Here is a 16,677-nt window from a genome sequence, read left to right as displayed (position 1 = left end):
GGCTGGAGGGGCGCGGGAGGCGGGCGAGGCGGGGAGGCGGGCGGGGAGGCGGCCGAGGCCGGACCGCAGGCGTCCGCTACCGTGGGCAAAGCACTGCGCCTGCAGTGCTCCGGCGGGCCGGAAGTCCGCCGGGAAGTCGGCCCCCCACCCGGCCCACCGACCTACCGACCCAGGGACCCGCTCCATGCGCCAGAACCCGCAGCGCCGCGCCGCGCTGCTCGACGCCGCCATCGAAGTCCTGGCGCGCGAGGGCTCGCGCGGCCTCACGCTGCGCGCGGTGGACGCGGAGGCGGCGGTGCCCACCGGCACCGCCTCCAACTACTTCGCCAACCGGGCCCAGCTGCTCGTGCAGATCCTCCACCGCACCAGGGAGCGGCTGGTCCCGGACCCGGCCGACCTGATGGGACCGCTCGACACCGAAGTGCTGCTCGGCGGGCTCCTGCAAAGGATGCGGCGCGAGCGCAGCGTCCACATCGCGATGCTGGAGCTGCGTCTGGAGGGCCTGCGGCGGCCGGAGCTCCAGGCCGAGCTGGCCGCCTTCCAGGGCGCCGAGCTGGAGGCGAACATCGACTGGCACCTTCAGGCCGGCCTGCCCGGCGACCGGCAGGGCGTGGTCCTGCTCTACCTGGCGATGCTCGGGCTGATCGTGGACGACCTGACCGTGCCGGGGCTGCTGGAGGCCCACCCGGCGGAGGGGCTCATCCAGACGATGGTCGAGCGACTCCTCCCCCGGACGTCCGCGGACTGACTATCGTGCCGGTGGGGGAAGCACCGGCATCGCGGGACGGACCGTGGGGAGTGCAGGATGGCGGACATCACCGAGGGCAGGACCTGCGGGATCCAGTGGCTGGCGGACTGGGGCGAATGGTTCGCCGGCCTCACCTTCGCCCGGGGCATAGGTCCCGAAGAGCTCGCCGCACGGCTCGGCGCGGTCCCGGGCGTCCGTCCCGGACCCCTCTGCGCCCCGGCCGCCTGGAGCATGGTCAGCGAGACCGCGGACGGCGACGGTGTGGCCCGGGTCGGCAGCTGGGGCGGCTGGTCCTTCGCCGTCGAGCACGGCCTGCCGGCCGGAGCGGAACGCCTCGCCGAGGTCTCCCGGGCCGGGGTCGAGGCCGTCCACCTCGACCCGCAGCCCGACCACCCGCCCAAGCAGTTCGCGTACGCCCGCGACGGCGAGCTGGTGTGCTGCTTCGGGCTCGGCGAGGAATGCTGGCGCGGCGGCCACCGGCCGGACTTCCTGCTCCCCGAGCTGGTCGCGGCGGGCCTCCTCGGCCCGGACGGCTCCAGCGCGGGCCCGGACGACGAGCCGGACGAGACCCGCGAGCGCCGCACCCTCGCCGTCCTGGAGCACCGCTTCGGACTGGCCCTGCCGCGCCGCCTGATCGCGGACACCCCGCTCCCGGCGTACGTCACGTGCACCCGTTAGGCGGTCCGGCCCGTGACCCCGGGTCCGGTGATCTTATGCTCGGGTTTACGCGAGTCCGCTGGTTTTGGAGCCGACGAGCGACTTTGATGGGTCTGCCAGGCCTCGTACCGGAGCAGGGGGACCATTCATGGGAACCGACCGCATCCAGAAGGACAGCACACCCACCCTGATCGGTTCCGTGCAGCGGGCCCTGCGGCTCCTGGAAGCGATGTCCGCGGAAGGCGGCGTGACCGCCAAACGGCTCGCACGGGTCACCGGGATCCCCCTGCCGACCGTTTACCACCTGCTCCGCACCCTCACCCACGAGGGCTACGTGGAGCGGGAGGGCGGCTCGTTCCGTCTCGCGGACGATCTTCCGCTGGCTTCGTGATCAAATTCCGACGCGTTCCGGCCAAGCTCATACACGCTGAATGGCATGTTCCAGCGGAAAATGCCAGAACGCCCTTTCGCCCCGCGGAACTTGAGTAAGTTCCCTCCTGTCGCGCCGCACAACCGTGCACACCGCACGTCCGGCCGGGAGGGGAGCCCGCGTGCCCGGGATCGACGAATGCCTGCTCGAGGCCATGGCCCTGCCTGGTGCGCGCGGGGCCGCGCTGGTCGACTGGAGCAGCGGACTGGCTCTCGGCACCATCGGGGAATCACCGGTCGGGGACCATGAGACCACCGCCGCCGAGACCGCCGAGCTGGCCCGCGCGGCCGCGGAGTACGAATCCTTCGCCCGTGCGGAGCCGGGCCCGGCCCACGGCGGGGGGACGGCTCCCGTCGACCCGGCGGTCGAGGACCTGATCGTCACGACGCGCAGCGGCTTCCACGTCCTGCGTTTCGTCGAGACGAGTTTCGACAGCAGCGTCTTCCTGCACGTCTGGCTCGACCGGGCCGACGGCAACCTCGCCCTCGCACGACTCAAACTGAGGTCCCTGGCCGAGGGGCTGGTGCTCAGATGACCAGCCCGGCAACGGCCCCGACCGCCTTCGCGGCCGTCTCCCCCCTCCTCACCCGGCTCGCCGCGGAGCGGGCCACCGGAGCCCTGCTCCGCGACCGCGGCACCCTCTTCCTGGAGGACGGCCGAATAGTCCACGCGGAGAGCCCCGCCACTCCCGGCCTCGACGTCCTCCTCACCACCGGTGGCGGCCTCGCCCCCGAACGCTGGCGCGAGGCGGTGGACCGGGCCGGCGCCCGGCGCCAGGTCGCCCGCTTCCTCGTGGACAGCGGCGGGCTCGCCGGCGGAGAGCTCGAGATATGCCATCTCGCCGCCATCTTCGACGCCGCCTTCTTCGCACTGTCCCCGGGCAGCGGACCCTCCCGGTTCCGCCGCGGGGCCACCCACTGGATCGGCTCCGTCCGCTCCGTCCCGGCGGCCGCCGTCGAACGGGAGACCCGGCGCCGCCGGGAACTGCTCGACGCGGTCTGGCCGTACCCGTTGCTGGACACCGCCCCGGTGGTGCCCCGGGCGGCCGCGCCGGGCCAGACCGTCACCGCCCGGCAGCGGATCCTGCTGGACCGGGCCGACGGTTTACGCACCCCCGCGGACCTGGCCTGGCTCCTGGGCCGGCCCGCCTTCCACACCCTGCTCGACGTACGCCGCCTCGCGGCCGCCGGACTGGTCGAGACGCCGCACAGCCCGGCCCCCCCGCCGGTCGAGGTACCCCTGCCCGACTGGATGACCCAGGCCCAATCCCCGGACGTGGCGCTGCTCCGCCGGTTACGCGACGCACTGGAGGCAAGCCTGTGAGGCTCCCGCTGCGACCGGCCCTACGTGCCGACCGCTCCGAGCGTAGGCAGCCCGAAAGGAGAAAGGCCGACATGAGTACGGTGCCCCCCGAGGCGGAGGCCGAGATACTCGCCGAGCTCCGCAGGCTGCGCGCCCGCGTACCCCAGCTCACCGGAGCCCTGGCCGCGAGTGCCGACGGCTTCGTCCTGGCCCAGGACAGCGCCGCCGCCGAGGCCGAGGCCGTCGCGGCACTGACCGCGGCCGCCCTCGGCGTGGCCCAGCGGCTCAGTGACAGCACCGGCCAGGGAGCGTTCCGCGAACTGCTCGTGCGCGGGGCCGACGGGTACGTGGCCACGTACGCGGCGGGCGTGGCGGCCGTCCTCACCCTGACCGCCGAGCCGCGCGTCAACGTCGGGCGCCTCCATCTGGAGGCCCGGCGTTCCAGCCTGCGGATCGCCGAACTGATCGAGCACACGCTCGCGCGCCGGGTCTCCGGCGGCGGGACCGCCTGACGCGACGGGGCCGGCCCCCAGGGAGGACCCGTCACGTTCAGGACAACTACAGCCAGTCACATCGGTTCACAACCAGCTACGACACAACGAGAAAGAGGTACCTCCCATGGTCAACGTGGAGACCGCGCTCAAGGAAGCCACCACTCTCATCGAGGGCGCGATCGGCGCGGCCCTGGTGGACTACGGCAGCGGCATGGCCCTCGGCACCATCGGCGGCGGCAAGGACCTGGACCTGGCGGTCGCCGCGGCGGGCAACACGGACGTGGTGCGCGCCAAGGTCCGCACCATGGAACTGCTCGGCCTCAAGGACGAGATCGAGGACATCCTGATCACCCTCGGTAGCCAGTACCACCTGATCCGGCTGATGAAGGGGAGGGGCTCCGTGGGCTTCTTCCTCTATCTGGCCCTCGACAAGAAGCGGGCCAACCTCGCCATGGCACGCCATCAGCTGAAGAAGATCGAAGCAGAACTGGAGATCTGAACGGGCCGTCGTCCGCGACGGACCGCGTCCCGCCACGGCGTCGAAGTGGCGGACGGCTGAATTCTTTGCCGTCCGCCCCGGCGATCAGTTCCCAATGCCCCATTTGGGTGGAGTTTATAACTCTGTTACAGAGTAAGATGCTGTGAGCTGATCATCGAAAAAGCAAAAAACGCTGGAGAAACCGCCACCCATGCCCCCGCGCCTGAGCATCGTCGTCCCCGTCTACAACGTCGAGCTCTACCTCGACGAGTGCCTGGAATCCATCGCCGCTCAGACCTTCGGCGACTTCGAGGCCATCCTCGTGGACGACGGCTCCACGGACAGCAGCGCCGTCATAGCCAAGGCCTTCGCAGCGCGTGACAAGCGCTTCCGGGTCGTCATGCAGGAGAACGCCGGCCTCGGCGCTGCCCGCAACGCCGGCGCCCGCCACATCCACCCGGACAGCGAGTACCTGGCCTTCGTCGACAGTGACGACACGATGCCGGACTACGCCTACCAGCGGCTGATCGAAGCCCTCGACCAGACGGGCTCGGACTTCGCCGGCGGCAACGTCAAGCGCTTCCGCTCGGTCGGCATGAACCAGTCGTGGGGCCACCGGGCCGCCTTCGCGAAGACGCAGCTGGGGACCCACATCTCCAAGTTCCCGGCGCTGGTCACCGACCGTACCGCCTGGAACAAGGTCTACCGGCGCACCTTCTGGGACGAGCACGGCTTCCAGTACCCGGAGGGCATCCTCTACGAGGACGCCCCGGTCAGCATCCCCGCGCACTACTTCGCCTCCAGCGTCGACATCCTCAGCGACTGCGTGTACCACTGGCGCGTGCGCGAGACCGGCGAGCGCTCCATCACCCAGCGCTCCACCGACCCGATCTCCCTCATCGACCGCGTGAAGTCCGTCCGCCTGGTCCGTGAGTCCCTCAAGGCCAAGCAGGGCGCCAAGTACGTCCGCTACCTGCGCGACTACGACTACAACGTGCTGAGCGAGGAACTCCCGCTCATCTACAAGTACGTCGCCGAGGGCGGCCCCGACTTCCGCGCCGCGTTCGTCAAGGAGGTCGGCGGCCTCGTCCGCGAGATCGGCACCGGCCCGTGGCCCGACCTGACCGTCGCGGACCGCCTCAAGGCCTACCTCGCGGGCGAAGGCCGCGTCGAGGACTTCATCGCGCTCCTGAACCACCAGCGCGACTACCACTACAGCGTCCCGGTCAAGGGCCTCGCCCGCCCGCAGGCCGACTACCCCTTCCTGCAGGGCCGCCCCCCGGTCCCCGCCAAGATCCTCACCCTCGGAACGCGCGAGCGCCGCGTCGTCAGCCGTCTGGAGCAGGCGGCCTGGTCCGACGGCAAGCTGCTGCTGCGCGGCTACGCCCTGCCCGGCCACCTCGGTGCGGAGAGCCGCCTCGGCTCCCGCAAGATGCTGATCTTCCGCGAGGGTGGCAAGCGCCGCCGCTCCGTCGTCAGCACCCGTACGGTCGCCTCCCCGATGGCCACCGTGAAGTCGCCGCACCTCGCGCTGCGGCATGCCGACTGGGCCGGCTTCACCGCCGTGGTCGACCCCTCGATCTTCCAGTCGGGCGGCAAGTGGAACGACGGCATATGGACCACGTCCATCGCCGTCACCGGCGCCGGCGGCCTGCACCGTGCCCGCCTCCGCGGCGGTGAGCACGACACCGGCCAGAACCCGCCCCCGTTCTGGGTCGCCCCCGACGTCCGGATCGTCCCGGCCGTCTCCGGCGCCCTCACCATCCAGGTCGAGGTCACCCGTGCCCGCGGCCTGGACGCCCGGCCCGCCGGCGACGGCGCCGTCGAGATCATCGGCGAGCTCTCCGCCGGGGTCGACGCCACCGCCCTGAAGGCCGTCCACGTCACCACCGGCACCACCCTGGAATTTCCGCTGGAGACGGGCGCCGCCACCGCCGGCCGCACCCCCTTCACCGCCCGGGTCGACCTGGCCGACCTGGCCGCCGTACCGGACGCCGAGTGCGAGCCCGGCGAGTGGACCCCCGAACCGTGGAGCCTCTCCGTGGTCGGCGCCGACGGCACCGAGCACCGCCTGGCCCACGACGAGCGCGGCGGCTTCAACGGCCTGGTCCTGCCGCTTCCCGGCGGGACCGCGGGCCGCGCCCTGTTCGTCAAGCGCGGCAACACCGGCCACCTCACGCTCTCCGCGCAGCCCTCGCCGCCGCTCGTCGACGCGGTCGAGACCGCGGACGGCACCGTGACCCTGCGGGGCCGGTTCGTGGCGCCCACCGACGAGCCCTACGAGCTCGTCCTGCACAACGCGCACGGCATGGAGTTCAGCTACCCCGTCACCCGAGACGGCGACGGCTTCGAGACCACCTTCCAGCCGGTGCTCCCCGAGCAGTTCGCGGGCCGCACCACACTCCCCGAGGGCCGCTGGTGGCCCACGCTGCGCCCGGCCGCCCAGGGCGGGACCACCGCCGGCCTGCTCGGCGTGGACCGCGGCGCCCCCGTGCAGATGTCCCCGGGACTCCTCTTCAGCGGCCCGCACCCCCTCACCGTGCAGGGCCGCCGGATGCGGATCGAGACCCGCTTCCACGACCGCATGGCGCTCGTCGCCGACCCGCTGCTGAGTCCGCACGACCGCTCCCGCTACGCCCAGCGCGTCGCCCGCTTCGAGACCTACCCGGCGCAGCGCGCCCTGCCGGTCAAGGACATCGTCGTCTACGACACCTTCCAGGGGCAGGGCGCCGGTGACGCGCCCCGCGCCATCCACGAGGAGCTGCTGCGCCGCGGCGAGAAGCTGGAGCACATCTGGCTCGTCCGGGACGGCCGCGCCGAGGTCCCCGCGACCGCCCGCGCCGTGCAGTACGGCAGCGTGGAGTCCTGGGAGGTCATGGCCCGCGCCCGCTACTTCGTGACCAACGACAGCGTGCCGGCCCTGTTCCAGCGCCGCGCCGGCCAGGTCGTCGTCCAGACCTGGCACGGTACGCCGATCAAGCAGATCGGCCACGACTTCGTGCACGACTACTACACGAGCCCGGAGATCCTGGAGGGCCTCGCGCACGACAGCGCGCAGTGGACCCTGCTCGCCTCCCCGAGCTCCTACGCGACGCCGCTGCTCAAGCGCGCCCTCGGATACGACGGCGAGGTCATCGAGGCCGGCAGCCCGCGCACCGATGCGCTGGTGAAGCCCGATGCGGAGCGGATCGCCGAGGTCCGGCGCCGGCTCGGTCTGCCCGAGGGCAAGAAGGTCGTCCTCTACATGCCCACCTGGCGCGAGAACTGCGAGGGCTGGTCGGGTGGTTACAAGCTCGACCTGCGGATCGACCTGGAGCAGGCCCGCCGCGAGCTGGGCGAGGACCACGTCCTGCTGATCCGTGGCCACCACCACGTCACCGAGCAGGTCCGCGAGGGCGTCCGCGACGGTTTCGTCGTCGACGTGTCCCGCTGGCCCGACGCCGCCGACCTGCTGCTGGTCGCCGACGTGCTGATCTCGGACTACTCCTCCGCGATCTTCGACTTCGCGCTCACCGACCGGCCGATCCTGCTCTTCACGTACGACCTGGAGCACTACCGCGACACGCTGCGCGGCTTCAACTTCGACCTGGAGGAGAAGGCGCCCGGACCGCTGCTGTCCGACTCGGCGAGCCTGATCGAGGCCGTGCGCAACGCGGACGCGGTCGGAGCCGAGTACGCCGGGGCACGTGCGGCGTTCCGTGAGGAGTTCTGCGACCTGGACAACGGTGACGCCGCCGAGCGCGTCGTCGACCGGATGCTCGCCATGGGCGCCGAGCCCGCGAAGTAGGCCGTACGGTCGAATTCCCGGCCACATGCAGACCGGCCCCGGGCCCACCGATGAATTTCGGGCCCGGGGCCGGTCTGTATGTGCGGAGGCGGTATCCACCGTCCACGCACCGGCCCGGAGGCAGAGATGAGCGGCAACGGATTCACCACGTGCCTGTGGTTCGACGGCGACGCGGAAGCGGCGGCCGACTACTACCTGTCCGTCTTCAAGGACGGCAGGCTCGGCCGGATCGGCCGCTACACGGACGCGGGCCCCGGCGAGGCGGGCTCGGTGATGGTCGTCGAGTTCGAGATCAACGGGCAGAGGTTCGTCGGGCTCAACGGCGGACCGCAGTTCCCCTTCACCGAGGCGATCTCCTTCCAGATCCACTGCGCCGACGAGGCCGAGGCGGACTACTACTACGACGCGCTGACCCGCGACGGCGGCCAGGAGTCGGCCTGCGGCTGGGTCAAGGACAGGTTCGGAGTGTCCTGGCAGGTCACCCCGCCCGGTGCCATCGAACTGATCAGCGACCCGGACCCGGGCCGCGCCTCCCGGGCCACCGCGGCGATGATGAAGATGAAGAAGCTGGACGTGGCGGAAATGCGCCGGGCAGCCGACGCGGGCTAGACCGGCCTACGGGGTAGGGTGCGGCCTTCGGCGATCCGGGTGAGCAGGGCCGGGAGGGCGGTTCCGATCGGTTCGCGGACGACCTCGTCGGCGAGGGCGTCGTACGGGGTCGCCTCCGCGTTCACGATGATCAGGCGGGCGCCCGCCTCCGCGGCCATCCCGGCCAGCGAGGCGGCCGGCTGCACCTGCAGCGTCGAGCCGACGGCGACGAACACCTGGCACCCCTTGGCCACGGCCATCGCCTGCCCCAGCACCACGGGGTCGAGCCGCTCGCCGAACATCACGGTGGCCGCCTTGAGGATCCCGCCGCACGCCAGGCAGGAGGGATCCGGTTCCCCGGCGGCCACCCGGGCCAGCGCCTCGTCCATCCCCGACCGCGCGTGACACGCCGTGCACACCACCGCCCGGGCGGTGCCGTGCAGCTCGAACACCTTCCGCTCGGGCATCCCGGCGAGCTGGTGCAGCCCGTCGACGTTCTGGGTGACCACCCGGACCGGGGTACCGCCTCGCTCCAGTTCCGCGACGGCCAGGTGCGCGGAGTTGGGCCGCGCACCGAGCGCGCCGATCTCGGCCCGCATCAGCCAGGACCGCCGCCGGATCTCCGGATCGGCCATGTAGTACTCGTAGGTCACGAGCTTCTCGGCGTCAGGTTCCCTGCGCCACAGGCCCTGCGGCCCCCGATAGTCCGGAATCCCGGAGTCGGTGGACATCCCGGCCCCACTGAACACGACGACGAGCGGCTTTCCCATGCGCCCGACCTTACGTACGACCGCCACCCGCCCGCGACCCATTACCGCGCGGCGACCGCACGGGGGAGGCAGGGGCATTTCTGCGGTGAATCCCGACGCCCACAGGAGTGAGATCCGAGCGGGGCACTCCCGGTACTCCGGCCAGGCGGGTACAAACCGGACATGATGCTGAAGTCCTACGGCCTTGGTGCCCTGCTGCTGGCCCTGCCGACGCTGCCGGTCTTGCCGCCCGCCTCCACCCCTGCCCCCGCCGTCGCCGTGCCCGCGGCGGCCGCCCCGGAGGGGCACACCGCCGATCAGATCGGCCGCTTCCTCGTCCGCTTCTACGGCAAGCACGGCCCGTCCGACCACGACCGGCGGCACCACATCTCACAGGTGCTCCAGGACAGGCAGCTGACGAACACGGAATCGGACGTCCTGCTCTGCGCCCAGAACGAGCCGCTGGACATCGGCGTCGGCCCGGTCACCGTCGCCCAGGCGGCCGGGGTCGGCTGGGCCACCGTCACCACCCACTGGGGTGCGGACAGGACCGACACCTTCACCGCGTACGTGCGCCTCGACTCCAAGCCGATCCGGGTCGACGACGTGATCTGCGCGGGCTGAGCCGGCTTCCGTCTTCGTGCGGTACGTCGGACTGTCGGGTGACACGAGAACGGTCGTGTTCCTGGCAATGGTTCATGTGTCTGAGGGGCGACATGGCTTCGTCAGCCGTCAACGCTGCTCGCCGTCACCGGAGTGGAGCACCGCCGCCGCGATCTCCCGCACGCGGTCCAGGGTGATTCCCGTGCGCTGTTCGACGGCGAGGGGATGGTCGGTGGGCTCGAGCTCGACGAGGGGGCGCTCACCGACCGGGCGGGTGTGCACGTGCGTCTTCAGGTTGAGGGTCGTGGTCGGGTAGACCGGCAGGTCGGTGGTGAGCCAGCCGAAGTACGGCTTCTCAGCCTCGCGGCCGGAGGTGTCCCACAGATCCGCAGCCCGGGAGAAGCTCTCGCGGCTGAGCGAGACCCAAACGCCCCAGGAGAACACCTCGCCGCTGCCGATGACCGGTATCTCGATCATGCCTTTGACGAAGTAGAGCTGCCCGCTGACCACACACTGGTCCGAGGAGAGCAGGCAGTCCTCGGCGTCGGTGAAGGCCGGATCCCACACGGCCGGCGCCTGGGCTGTGTAGTTCATCGGAAGCTCAGTGTGGCGGGCCCCGCAGCACGTACAGGTGAAACCGATATCGCTGGTCATGGAGCCGAAGCCTAGTGACGGGCTGCCGGACCGTCGCGGGTGGTTCCCCTTCGATGCCTGCCTGCGGGCCGGCTCTCACGCTCGGGGTCCGACCAGGGCGCTCCAGATTCCCAATGGAGAAGTCGAGCCCCGCATCCTGAGGTGGCCTCGGCGGACCGCGGCCCGGCGGGACCCCCCCCGGGCAGTTGGAGGGCAAGGCGCGTTCACCAACGAGGTGGACCCGGCGATCCTTGCGGGTGAGGCCGACCTCGCCCGCTTCGCCGCGGGGTCTTCTCGATGTCTCCGTCCGGATTCCGGCGGCCGGTCGGGCACCCCTGTGCCCACCGCCCGTATCTGGTACAACACCGCTATGACGGGATTCGAGATCACCGGGGCGAGTGCCGCCGACATGGAGATGATCCGGGGCTGGGCCGATGAGGAGGGCTGGAACCCGGGGGACTCGGACCGTTTCGCCTTCGCCGTGGCCGATCCCGAGGGGTTCCTCGTCGGCCGGCTCGACGGGGAGCCGGTGGCCTGCATCTCCGCCGTCCGTTACGGAGCCGGTTTCGGCTTCATCGGCTTCTACATCGCCCGCCCCGCCCACCGGGGCCGCGGCTACGGCATCCGGCTCTGGCGCGCAGGGATGGAACGGCTCGACGGCCGGCTCGTCGGACTGGACGGCGTGGTCGACCAGCAGGACAACTACCGTAAGTCCGGCTTCCGTTCGGCCTGGAACAACGTCCGCCTCGAAGGCGTGCCCCAGGGCGGCGGAGCGGACGGTGACGAGGCCGGCGTCGAGATCGTGGACGCCGCCACGCTGCCCTTCGGCCGGCTCGCCGCCTACGACCGGCGGTTCTTCCCCGCGCCGCGGGCCTCCTTCCTGTCCGCCTGGACCGCACTGCCCGGACGGACCGCCCTGGCCGCCGTCCGCGACGGCCGGATCGAGGGCCTGGGCGTGATCCGCCCGTGCAGCGCCGCCCACCGGATCGGACCCCTGTACGCGGCGACTCCCGCGGTGGCGGAGGTCCTGCTGCGGCGGCTGGCGCGGCACGCGTCCGGCGGACCGGTGGCCGTGGACGTTCCCGACGTGAACCCCGAGGCGACCGCCCTCTTCAAGGGCCTCGGTCTGGTCCCGACCTTCGAGGCGGCCCGGATGTACACCGGGCCGGCCCCGGACCTTCCCATGGCCGAGCTGTTCGGCGTGACCAGCCTCGAACTGGGCTGACCGGCCGCGTACTTGCGCGGTGGCCGGGCGGCGGTCGCACGGCGCCGCCCGGCCGGTTCCGTGACGCGGGATCAGAAGCCGAAGAGGGCACCCGTGGTGTTCCGCAGACCGCACGGATTGGCGAAGGTGTACGTGTAGTTGAGTCGACGGCCCTGCCAGACCCCGTCGGCCGTCACCGTCATCGGGTCCCACTCCCGGGTACAGACGGCGTCGGCGGCCGGTGCCGCGAGCGGGTCGAGCTGAGCGCCGGCCGCACGTAACTCACGGCACGCGGCGACCGGGTTCGGGTGGGTCCCGCCGGGCCCGGGCGCGCAGACGAGCGTCACCGCCCGCAGCACCGTGCCGGTGTCGGCGTCCGGGCCGGCCGTCACGCTGAGCACCAGCGCGGACGGCGCGTACAGACTCTGAGCACCGGCCGGCGCCGCGCCGGCCGTGCCGGGCCAGGCCAGCGCGGTGAGCGCGGTGAGCGCCACGGCGGCGGAACCGAGTCCGAGACCCCTTGCGATGGACCGCATTTCGAACACTCCCTTGGGTTGGTGTTGCGGACAGCGGACGCAGTCTTGCCGACGCGAGCCGCGAACGCCCGTTCGCACCCTCATTTTTCGTCACCGATCGTGTACGAATGACTGCAGACAGCAGCCGTGGCGAGGGGTTGACCTGTGGAGGAGCGGGTCCCCGAATCGGCCGAACAGCGACCGGGAGACCTCCCCGAAACACCCGCGAGTGCGCCGTCATCCGACCGAAACAGGGCCTGGTGGGTCCGGCGGGCCTCCTGGGGTAGGCCCTGCTCCACCTCGACAACACCCTCCAGGCCCGCTGTGCCGGGCCGCCCCGCCCGGTTGGCTCGAGGGCATGGAAAACGACGCGATCAGACTCCGGGACGTCAGCAGGGTCCACACGGCCGGCGGCCACCCGGTCACCGCCCTCGACCAGGTGTCCCTCCGCTTCCCCCGCGGCACCTTCACCGCCGTCATGGGCCCCTCCGGCTCCGGCAAGTCCACCCTCCTCCACTGCGCGGCCGGACTCGACCGGCCCACCTCCGGCACCGTGACCCTGGGCGGCACCGACCTCGGCGGGCTCGACGAGACCCGCCTGACCCTGCTGCGCCGCGACCGGATCGGTTTCGTCTTCCAGGCCTTCAACCTGCTGCCCGCCCTGACCGCCGAGCAGAACGTGGCCCTGCCGCTGCGCCTGGCCGGCCGCCGGCCCGCCGGGGCCGAGGTGCGCGGGGCACTGGCCCGCGTGGGACTCGCCGACCGGGCCCGCCACCGCCCCTCCCGGATGTCCGGCGGCCAGCAGCAGCGCGTCGCCCTGGCCCGTGCCCTGATCACCCGGCCCGAGGTGCTCTTCGCAGACGAACCCACCGGCGCCCTGGACTCGCGGACCGGCCGTGACGTGCTCACCCTGCTCAGGGCCATGGTCGACACCGACCGTCAGACGGTCGTCATGGTCACCCACGACCCCGTGGCCGCCGCCTACGCGGACCGGGTCGTCTTCCTCGCCGACGGCCGCCTCAGCGGCGAACTCGCCGGCGCGAACGCCCAGGACATCGCCGCCCGCATGACGACGCTGGAGGCCGCACCGTGCTGACCACCGCGCTCCGCACCGCACGCACCCGCTGGATCACCTTCGTCGGCAGCTTCGTCGCGGTGGCCCTCGGCGTCGGCCTGATCACCACCATGGGCCTCGCACTGGCCGCCACCCTGGACGCCCCCGACGCCGGGCCGGAACGCTTCGCCCGGGCCCCCGTCGTCGTCCAGGGCAACGACCTCCTGCGCGTCCCGACACCCGCCGGGGACCGCACCCGCACCCTGGCCCACCCCAAGCCGCTCACTCCCGAACTCGTACGGCGGCTCGCGGACCTCGGCCCGGTCACCGAGGACCGCTCCTTCCCCGTCCGAGCCGACGGCGGGCCGCAGCGGCTGGTCGGCCACCCCTGGCCGGTCGCCGCCTTCGCCCCGTACGCCCTCGACGCCGGCCGCGCCCCGTGCGCCGACGACGAGGTGGTCACCACCGGCTGGGCCCGCCCCGGCACCCGGCTGACCACCGACCGCGGCGCCGTCACCGTGGTCGGCACCGTCGCCGACCGGGGCTTCGAGGCGGCCCTGTTCTGGACCGACACCCGAGCCGCCGCGCTCTCACCCGCCGTCCACCGGATCGTCGTCGCCGCGGACCCCGCCGCCGTACGGGCCGCCGTGGGCCAGGACCCCGACGTACGGGTCCTGACCGGCCGCGACCGCCGGTACGCCGATCCCGACCCGGACCGCGACGCCGAGGCGCTCCTCGCCGTCAACGCCCTCCTCGGCACCGCCGGCGGGGTCACCGGCTTCGTCTCGGTCTTCGTCGTCGCCTCCACCTTCGCCTTCGCGGTCGCCCAGCGCCGCAAGGAGTTCGCCCTGCTGCGCACCGCCGGAGCCACCCCCGGTCAGGTACGGCGCATGGTGTACGCCGAGGCGCTGGTCCTCGGAACGGCGGCGTCCGCCGCGGGCTGCCTGCTCGGCGGGTACGGTGCACCCCCGCTCGCCCGGTGGCTGGCCGGAAACGGCACCGCGCCGCCCCGATTCGCCGTCGGCGACGCCGTCTGGCCCTACTACCTGGCCTTCTGGACCGGCCTGTTCGTCGCCCTCGCCGGAGCCGTCGCCGCGTCATGGCGGGCGGGACGCGTCGGCCCCGGTGAGGCGCTGCGCGAGGCCGCCGTCGAGACGAAGGTCATGACCCCGGGCCGCTGGGTCCTCGGCGCCGGACTGCTCCTGGCCGGGCTCGGCACCCTCGCCCACGCCCTGCTCACCGACCCGTCGGACCTGCTCCACCGCAAGACGTACACCAGCCGTCCGATGCTGCTCATCGTCGCCTTCGCACTCCTGGCCCCGGTACTGGTCCGGCCGTTGGTCCGGCTCGTCGCCTGGCTCCCGGCCCGGCTGCCGGGCGCCGGCGGGATGCTGGTCCGGGAGAACGCCACCGCGGGAGTCCGCCGCACGGCCGCCGTCGCCGCGCCCGTGCTCGTCACCGTTGCCCTCGCCGGCTCCCTGCTCGGCACCACCGCGACCCTGAACGAGGCCAGGACCTCGGAGATCCGGCAACGGACCACCGCCGACTTCGTGATCACGGGCGGGCCCGGCGGGTTCGCTCCGGCCGCCGTGGAACGGGTGCGGGCGGTGCCCGGTACGGAGGTGTCCGCCAGCGCCACGACCGAGGTCCACGTGCTGGAGGAGGGCGTCGCACTGATCCGGTCCGAAGCCCGCGCCGCCGACCCGCGAGCTCTTGCCCGGACCGCCGACCTGCCCCTCGTCGCGGGCCGCGTCACCGACCTCGACGACGGGTCCGTCATCGTCACCGAGGAGTGGGAGCGCCGCACCGTCGGCTCGACGGTCGACGTCCGGCTCGGCGACGGCACGCCCAGGACCCTGCGGATCGCCGCCGTGATGAGCATCGGAACCGGAAACAACGGCGCCTACCTGACTCCGGCCAACGCCCCCGGTGCTCCGGTGGACCGGATCGACGTACGCCTCGCACCGGGCGCGGACGCCGCCGCGGCCGAGGAAGGGCTGGCCGAGGCGGCCCGGGAGGCCGGGGGCCGGCTCCTCACCAGGGAGCAGTGGGCGGCGGACGGCCACCCGGGAACCAAACCCGTCACACGGACGGGTTTCCTGCTGGTCCTCGGCATCGCCCTGCTCTACACCGGCATCGCGCTCGCCGGGACCCTCGTGATGGCCACCGCGGACCGGGCCCGCGACCTCGCGGCCCTGCGGCTGGCGGGTGCCACCCGGTGGCAGGTCCTCCGAATGGTGGCGGGGGAGTCCCTGACGGCCGTCCTCGTCGGCGCCGCCACGGGCACCCTCGTCGCCGCGCTGAACCTGGCCGGGATCCAGGGGGCCCTGCGGCTCCTGCACGTCACGGGCGGGATCGTGATCCCGTGGGAGGCCGTCGGCGCGACGACGGCCGCCTGCGCGGCCGTGGCCGTGGTCAGCGCCCTCGTCCCGGCCGCGCTGTGCCTGCGCCGCAGGGGGGTCGACCCGGCCGGCGTACGGGACTGATCCGCGGGCAGGGCCGGTCGTGCTAGCCGGTCGCGCCCAGGCGCGGGGCGTACAGGTCCAGCAGGCGGATGCGCGTCTGCTGGAGCCGCATCGCGAGCACGCGGCCGACCCAGTGCCCGACCGCGGACCCGAAGGCGGGATCGGCGTCCATCAGCATCCGCACGGCCGCCGCGTCGAACTCGTACGCCCGCACCGGAGTCATCGCCTCCGCACCCAGCTGCCACACGTACGGAGGGAACAGCCAGGACCAGCCGACCAGCTCGCCGGGGCCGAGGTTCTCCACCTGCGCGGGCCGGCGGCCGGCCACCGGAACCTCCAGGGTCACGGTGCCGGAGCGCACGATCCAGAAGGAGTCCGCCCGGTGGCCTTCGTCGAAGATCCGCGCGTTCTCCGGGAAATTGACCTCACGGGCCTGCGCCATCAGCCGTCCACGGTGCTCCGTGGACAGCACGGCGGCGATTCGGATGGGGGAAGGTGTGCTCACGACGGCCTCCGATCGGACCCCCCGCGACGCTCCTGCTGCTCCCAGTGTCGCCGACACGGCCCGAACGGGACCGGGCCGTGCCGCGCCTTTCTCCCGCCGCGATCTCCTAGGGCGTGTCGTCCGCGTTCGCCTCCATGCACGCCAGTTCCATCGCGTCCAGCACCGCCTCGTGACTGCGCCCGCTCAGCTCGGCCACGTTCTCGATCTGGGCCGTGGCCCAGGCCGCCAGTGTCATCACCAGGACCCGGAGCCCGTCGGTGCCGAACTCGGCCAGGACCGCGTCCGCCACGACCATGGCTTCCTCGGGCACCTGCTCGGGCGGCTCCAGGCCGGCGAGGTCGCGCAGCATGACGAGGGTGCGGCGGGATATCTCCGGCGTCATCCCCGCCAGCCGCATGTCCTCTTCCTCGTTCATCCGCCCCGCCCTCCGCTGCCGAGCCCCGTCCCTCAGGGCACCGTAGAGGG

At 72.5% G+C, this 16,677-nt stretch carries 17 protein-coding genes and 1 pseudogene; 13 read left to right on the top strand and 5 right to left on the bottom strand.

Going from position 1 to position 16,677, the window contains the following annotated elements; genetic code table 11:
• Positions 1-184: 184 nt before the first annotated feature.
• The 9 genes and pseudogenes from IH80_RS0115305 to IH80_RS0115265 all read left to right on the top strand — a co-directional run bounded on the left by IH80_RS0115305 (position 185) and on the right by IH80_RS0115265 (position 8,505).
• Entirely contained in the window at positions 185-748 is a 564-nt protein-coding gene (locus IH80_RS0115305; protein WP_030960890.1) for a TetR/AcrR family transcriptional regulator, read from the top strand.
• Positions 749-805: 57 nt separating this feature from the next.
• On the top strand, positions 806-1,426 hold the full coding sequence (locus IH80_RS0115300) for a DUF6461 domain-containing protein (protein ID WP_030960888.1): 621 nt from the start codon (positions 806-808) through the stop codon (positions 1,424-1,426).
• Between the two features lie 127 nt (positions 1,427-1,553).
• Positions 1,554-1,775: pseudogene (locus tag IH80_RS0115295) on the top strand (helix-turn-helix domain-containing protein); the annotation flags it as partial.
• Between the two features lie 181 nt (positions 1,776-1,956).
• The gene (locus IH80_RS0115290; RefSeq protein WP_030960885.1) at positions 1,957-2,370 is read left to right on the top strand and encodes a hypothetical protein; all 414 of its coding nucleotides are present in this window, start codon (positions 1,957-1,959) and stop codon (positions 2,368-2,370) included.
• Positions 2,367-3,158 (top strand): hypothetical protein, encoded by a 792-nt coding sequence (locus tag IH80_RS0115285; protein ID WP_030960884.1) that lies wholly within the window; start codon positions 2,367-2,369, stop codon positions 3,156-3,158. Before IH80_RS0115290 ends, IH80_RS0115285 begins: the two co-directional genes overlap by 4 nt.
• Positions 3,159-3,229: 71 nt before the next feature.
• Entirely contained in the window at positions 3,230-3,649 is a 420-nt protein-coding gene (locus IH80_RS0115280; RefSeq protein WP_030960883.1) for a roadblock/LC7 domain-containing protein, read from the top strand.
• 106 nt (positions 3,650-3,755) lie between these two features.
• Positions 3,756-4,130, top strand: coding sequence for a hypothetical protein (locus IH80_RS0115275; protein ID WP_030654066.1), 375 nt, complete (start codon positions 3,756-3,758; stop codon positions 4,128-4,130).
• A 190-nt stretch (positions 4,131-4,320) separates the two neighbouring features.
• Entirely contained in the window at positions 4,321-7,896 is a 3,576-nt protein-coding gene (locus tag IH80_RS0115270; protein WP_030960880.1) for a bifunctional glycosyltransferase/CDP-glycerol:glycerophosphate glycerophosphotransferase, read from the top strand.
• Between the two features lie 126 nt (positions 7,897-8,022).
• Positions 8,023-8,505, top strand: coding sequence for a VOC family protein (locus IH80_RS0115265; protein WP_030960879.1), 483 nt, complete (start codon positions 8,023-8,025; stop codon positions 8,503-8,505).
• On the opposite strand, the gene IH80_RS0115260 is transcribed toward IH80_RS0115265, so the two are convergent.
• Positions 8,502-9,254, bottom strand: a complete 753-nt coding sequence (locus IH80_RS0115260; protein ID WP_030960878.1) for an SIR2 family NAD-dependent protein deacylase — start codon at positions 9,252-9,254, stop codon at positions 8,502-8,504. The two genes, IH80_RS0115265 and IH80_RS0115260, sit on opposite strands and share 4 nt — an antisense overlap.
• Positions 9,255-9,416: 162 nt before the next feature.
• Here IH80_RS0115260 and IH80_RS0115255 point away from each other — a divergent pair, with 162 nt between their 5' ends.
• A complete protein-coding gene (locus IH80_RS0115255) occupies positions 9,417-9,857 on the top strand; it encodes a hypothetical protein (RefSeq protein WP_051809346.1) in 441 nt (146 codons plus the stop codon).
• Positions 9,858-9,965: 108 nt separating this feature from the next.
• Here the strand turns inward: IH80_RS0115255 and IH80_RS0115250 are convergent, their stop codons facing one another.
• Entirely contained in the window at positions 9,966-10,430 is a 465-nt protein-coding gene (locus IH80_RS0115250) for a DUF2199 domain-containing protein (RefSeq protein ID WP_030960874.1), read from the bottom strand.
• 409 nt (positions 10,431-10,839) lie between these two features.
• Between IH80_RS0115250 and IH80_RS0115245 the strand changes: the two genes are divergently transcribed.
• On the top strand, positions 10,840-11,694 hold the full coding sequence (locus tag IH80_RS0115245) for a GNAT family N-acetyltransferase (protein WP_030960873.1): 855 nt from the start codon (positions 10,840-10,842) through the stop codon (positions 11,692-11,694).
• Positions 11,695-11,765: 71 nt separating this feature from the next.
• Here IH80_RS0115245 and IH80_RS0115240 read toward each other — a convergent pair whose 3' ends face one another.
• Positions 11,766-12,209, bottom strand: coding sequence for a subtilase-type protease inhibitor (locus tag IH80_RS0115240; protein ID WP_030960872.1), 444 nt, complete (start codon positions 12,207-12,209; stop codon positions 11,766-11,768).
• A gap of 337 nt (positions 12,210-12,546) precedes the next feature.
• Between IH80_RS0115240 and IH80_RS0115235 the strand changes: the two genes are divergently transcribed.
• Together IH80_RS0115235 and IH80_RS0115230 are read left to right on the top strand one after the other, a co-directional pair.
• A complete protein-coding gene (locus tag IH80_RS0115235; RefSeq protein ID WP_030960871.1) occupies positions 12,547-13,284 on the top strand; it encodes an ABC transporter ATP-binding protein in 738 nt (245 codons plus the stop codon).
• Positions 13,278-15,728 carry an FtsX-like permease family protein gene (locus tag IH80_RS0115230; RefSeq protein WP_030960869.1) on the top strand — a complete coding sequence of 817 codons (2,451 nt, stop codon included), beginning with the start codon at positions 13,278-13,280 and terminating at the stop codon, positions 15,726-15,728. The genes IH80_RS0115235 and IH80_RS0115230 overlap by 7 nt, the downstream gene beginning before the upstream one ends.
• A gap of 22 nt (positions 15,729-15,750) precedes the next feature.
• Here the strand turns inward: IH80_RS0115230 and IH80_RS0115225 are convergent, their stop codons facing one another.
• The gene (locus tag IH80_RS0115225; RefSeq protein WP_199819261.1) at positions 15,751-16,212 is read right to left on the bottom strand and encodes a Crp/Fnr family transcriptional regulator; all 462 of its coding nucleotides are present in this window, start codon (positions 16,210-16,212) and stop codon (positions 15,751-15,753) included.
• A 106-nt stretch (positions 16,213-16,318) separates the two neighbouring features.
• Positions 16,319-16,627, bottom strand: coding sequence for a hypothetical protein (locus IH80_RS0115220; protein ID WP_030960867.1), 309 nt, complete (start codon positions 16,625-16,627; stop codon positions 16,319-16,321).
• Between the last annotated feature and the right edge of the window lie 50 nt (positions 16,628-16,677).

This window comes from Streptomyces sp. NRRL S-378 (assembly GCF_000720645.1).
Lineage (GTDB): Bacteria > Actinomycetota > Actinomycetes > Streptomycetales > Streptomycetaceae > Streptomyces.
The sequence above is the reverse complement of the archived record's forward strand: the minus strand, read 5'-3'. Positions and strand labels throughout refer to the sequence as shown.

What these genes read in the sequence shown, in the direction of transcription:
- IH80_RS0115305 (WP_030960890.1), top strand. Translation starts at nt 185, where the DNA reads ATGCGCCAGAACCCGCAGCGCCGCGCCGCGCTGCTCGACGCCGCCATC.
- IH80_RS0115300 (WP_030960888.1), top strand. Translation starts at nt 806, where the DNA reads ATGGCGGACATCACCGAGGGCAGGACCTGCGGGATCCAGTGGCTGGCG.
- IH80_RS0115285 (WP_030960884.1), top strand. Translation starts at nt 2,367, where the DNA reads ATGACCAGCCCGGCAACGGCCCCGACCGCCTTCGCGGCCGTCTCCCCC.
- IH80_RS0115280 (WP_030960883.1), top strand. Translation starts at nt 3,230, where the DNA reads ATGAGTACGGTGCCCCCCGAGGCGGAGGCCGAGATACTCGCCGAGCTC.
- IH80_RS0115275 (WP_030654066.1), top strand. Translation starts at nt 3,756, where the DNA reads ATGGTCAACGTGGAGACCGCGCTCAAGGAAGCCACCACTCTCATCGAG.
- IH80_RS0115270 (WP_030960880.1), top strand. Translation starts at nt 4,321, where the DNA reads ATGCCCCCGCGCCTGAGCATCGTCGTCCCCGTCTACAACGTCGAGCTC.
- IH80_RS0115265 (WP_030960879.1), top strand. Translation starts at nt 8,023, where the DNA reads ATGAGCGGCAACGGATTCACCACGTGCCTGTGGTTCGACGGCGACGCG.
- IH80_RS0115260 (WP_030960878.1), bottom strand. Translation starts at nt 9,254, where the DNA reads ATGGGAAAGCCGCTCGTCGTCGTGTTCAGTGGGGCCGGGATGTCCACC.
- IH80_RS0115255 (WP_051809346.1), top strand. Translation starts at nt 9,417, where the DNA reads ATGATGCTGAAGTCCTACGGCCTTGGTGCCCTGCTGCTGGCCCTGCCG.
- IH80_RS0115250 (WP_030960874.1), bottom strand. Translation starts at nt 10,430, where the DNA reads ATGAACTACACAGCCCAGGCGCCGGCCGTGTGGGATCCGGCCTTCACC.
- IH80_RS0115245 (WP_030960873.1), top strand. Translation starts at nt 10,840, where the DNA reads ATGACGGGATTCGAGATCACCGGGGCGAGTGCCGCCGACATGGAGATG.
- IH80_RS0115240 (WP_030960872.1), bottom strand. Translation starts at nt 12,209, where the DNA reads ATGCGGTCCATCGCAAGGGGTCTCGGACTCGGTTCCGCCGCCGTGGCG.
- IH80_RS0115235 (WP_030960871.1), top strand. Translation starts at nt 12,547, where the DNA reads ATGGAAAACGACGCGATCAGACTCCGGGACGTCAGCAGGGTCCACACG.
- IH80_RS0115220 (WP_030960867.1), bottom strand. Translation starts at nt 16,627, where the DNA reads ATGAACGAGGAAGAGGACATGCGGCTGGCGGGGATGACGCCGGAGATA.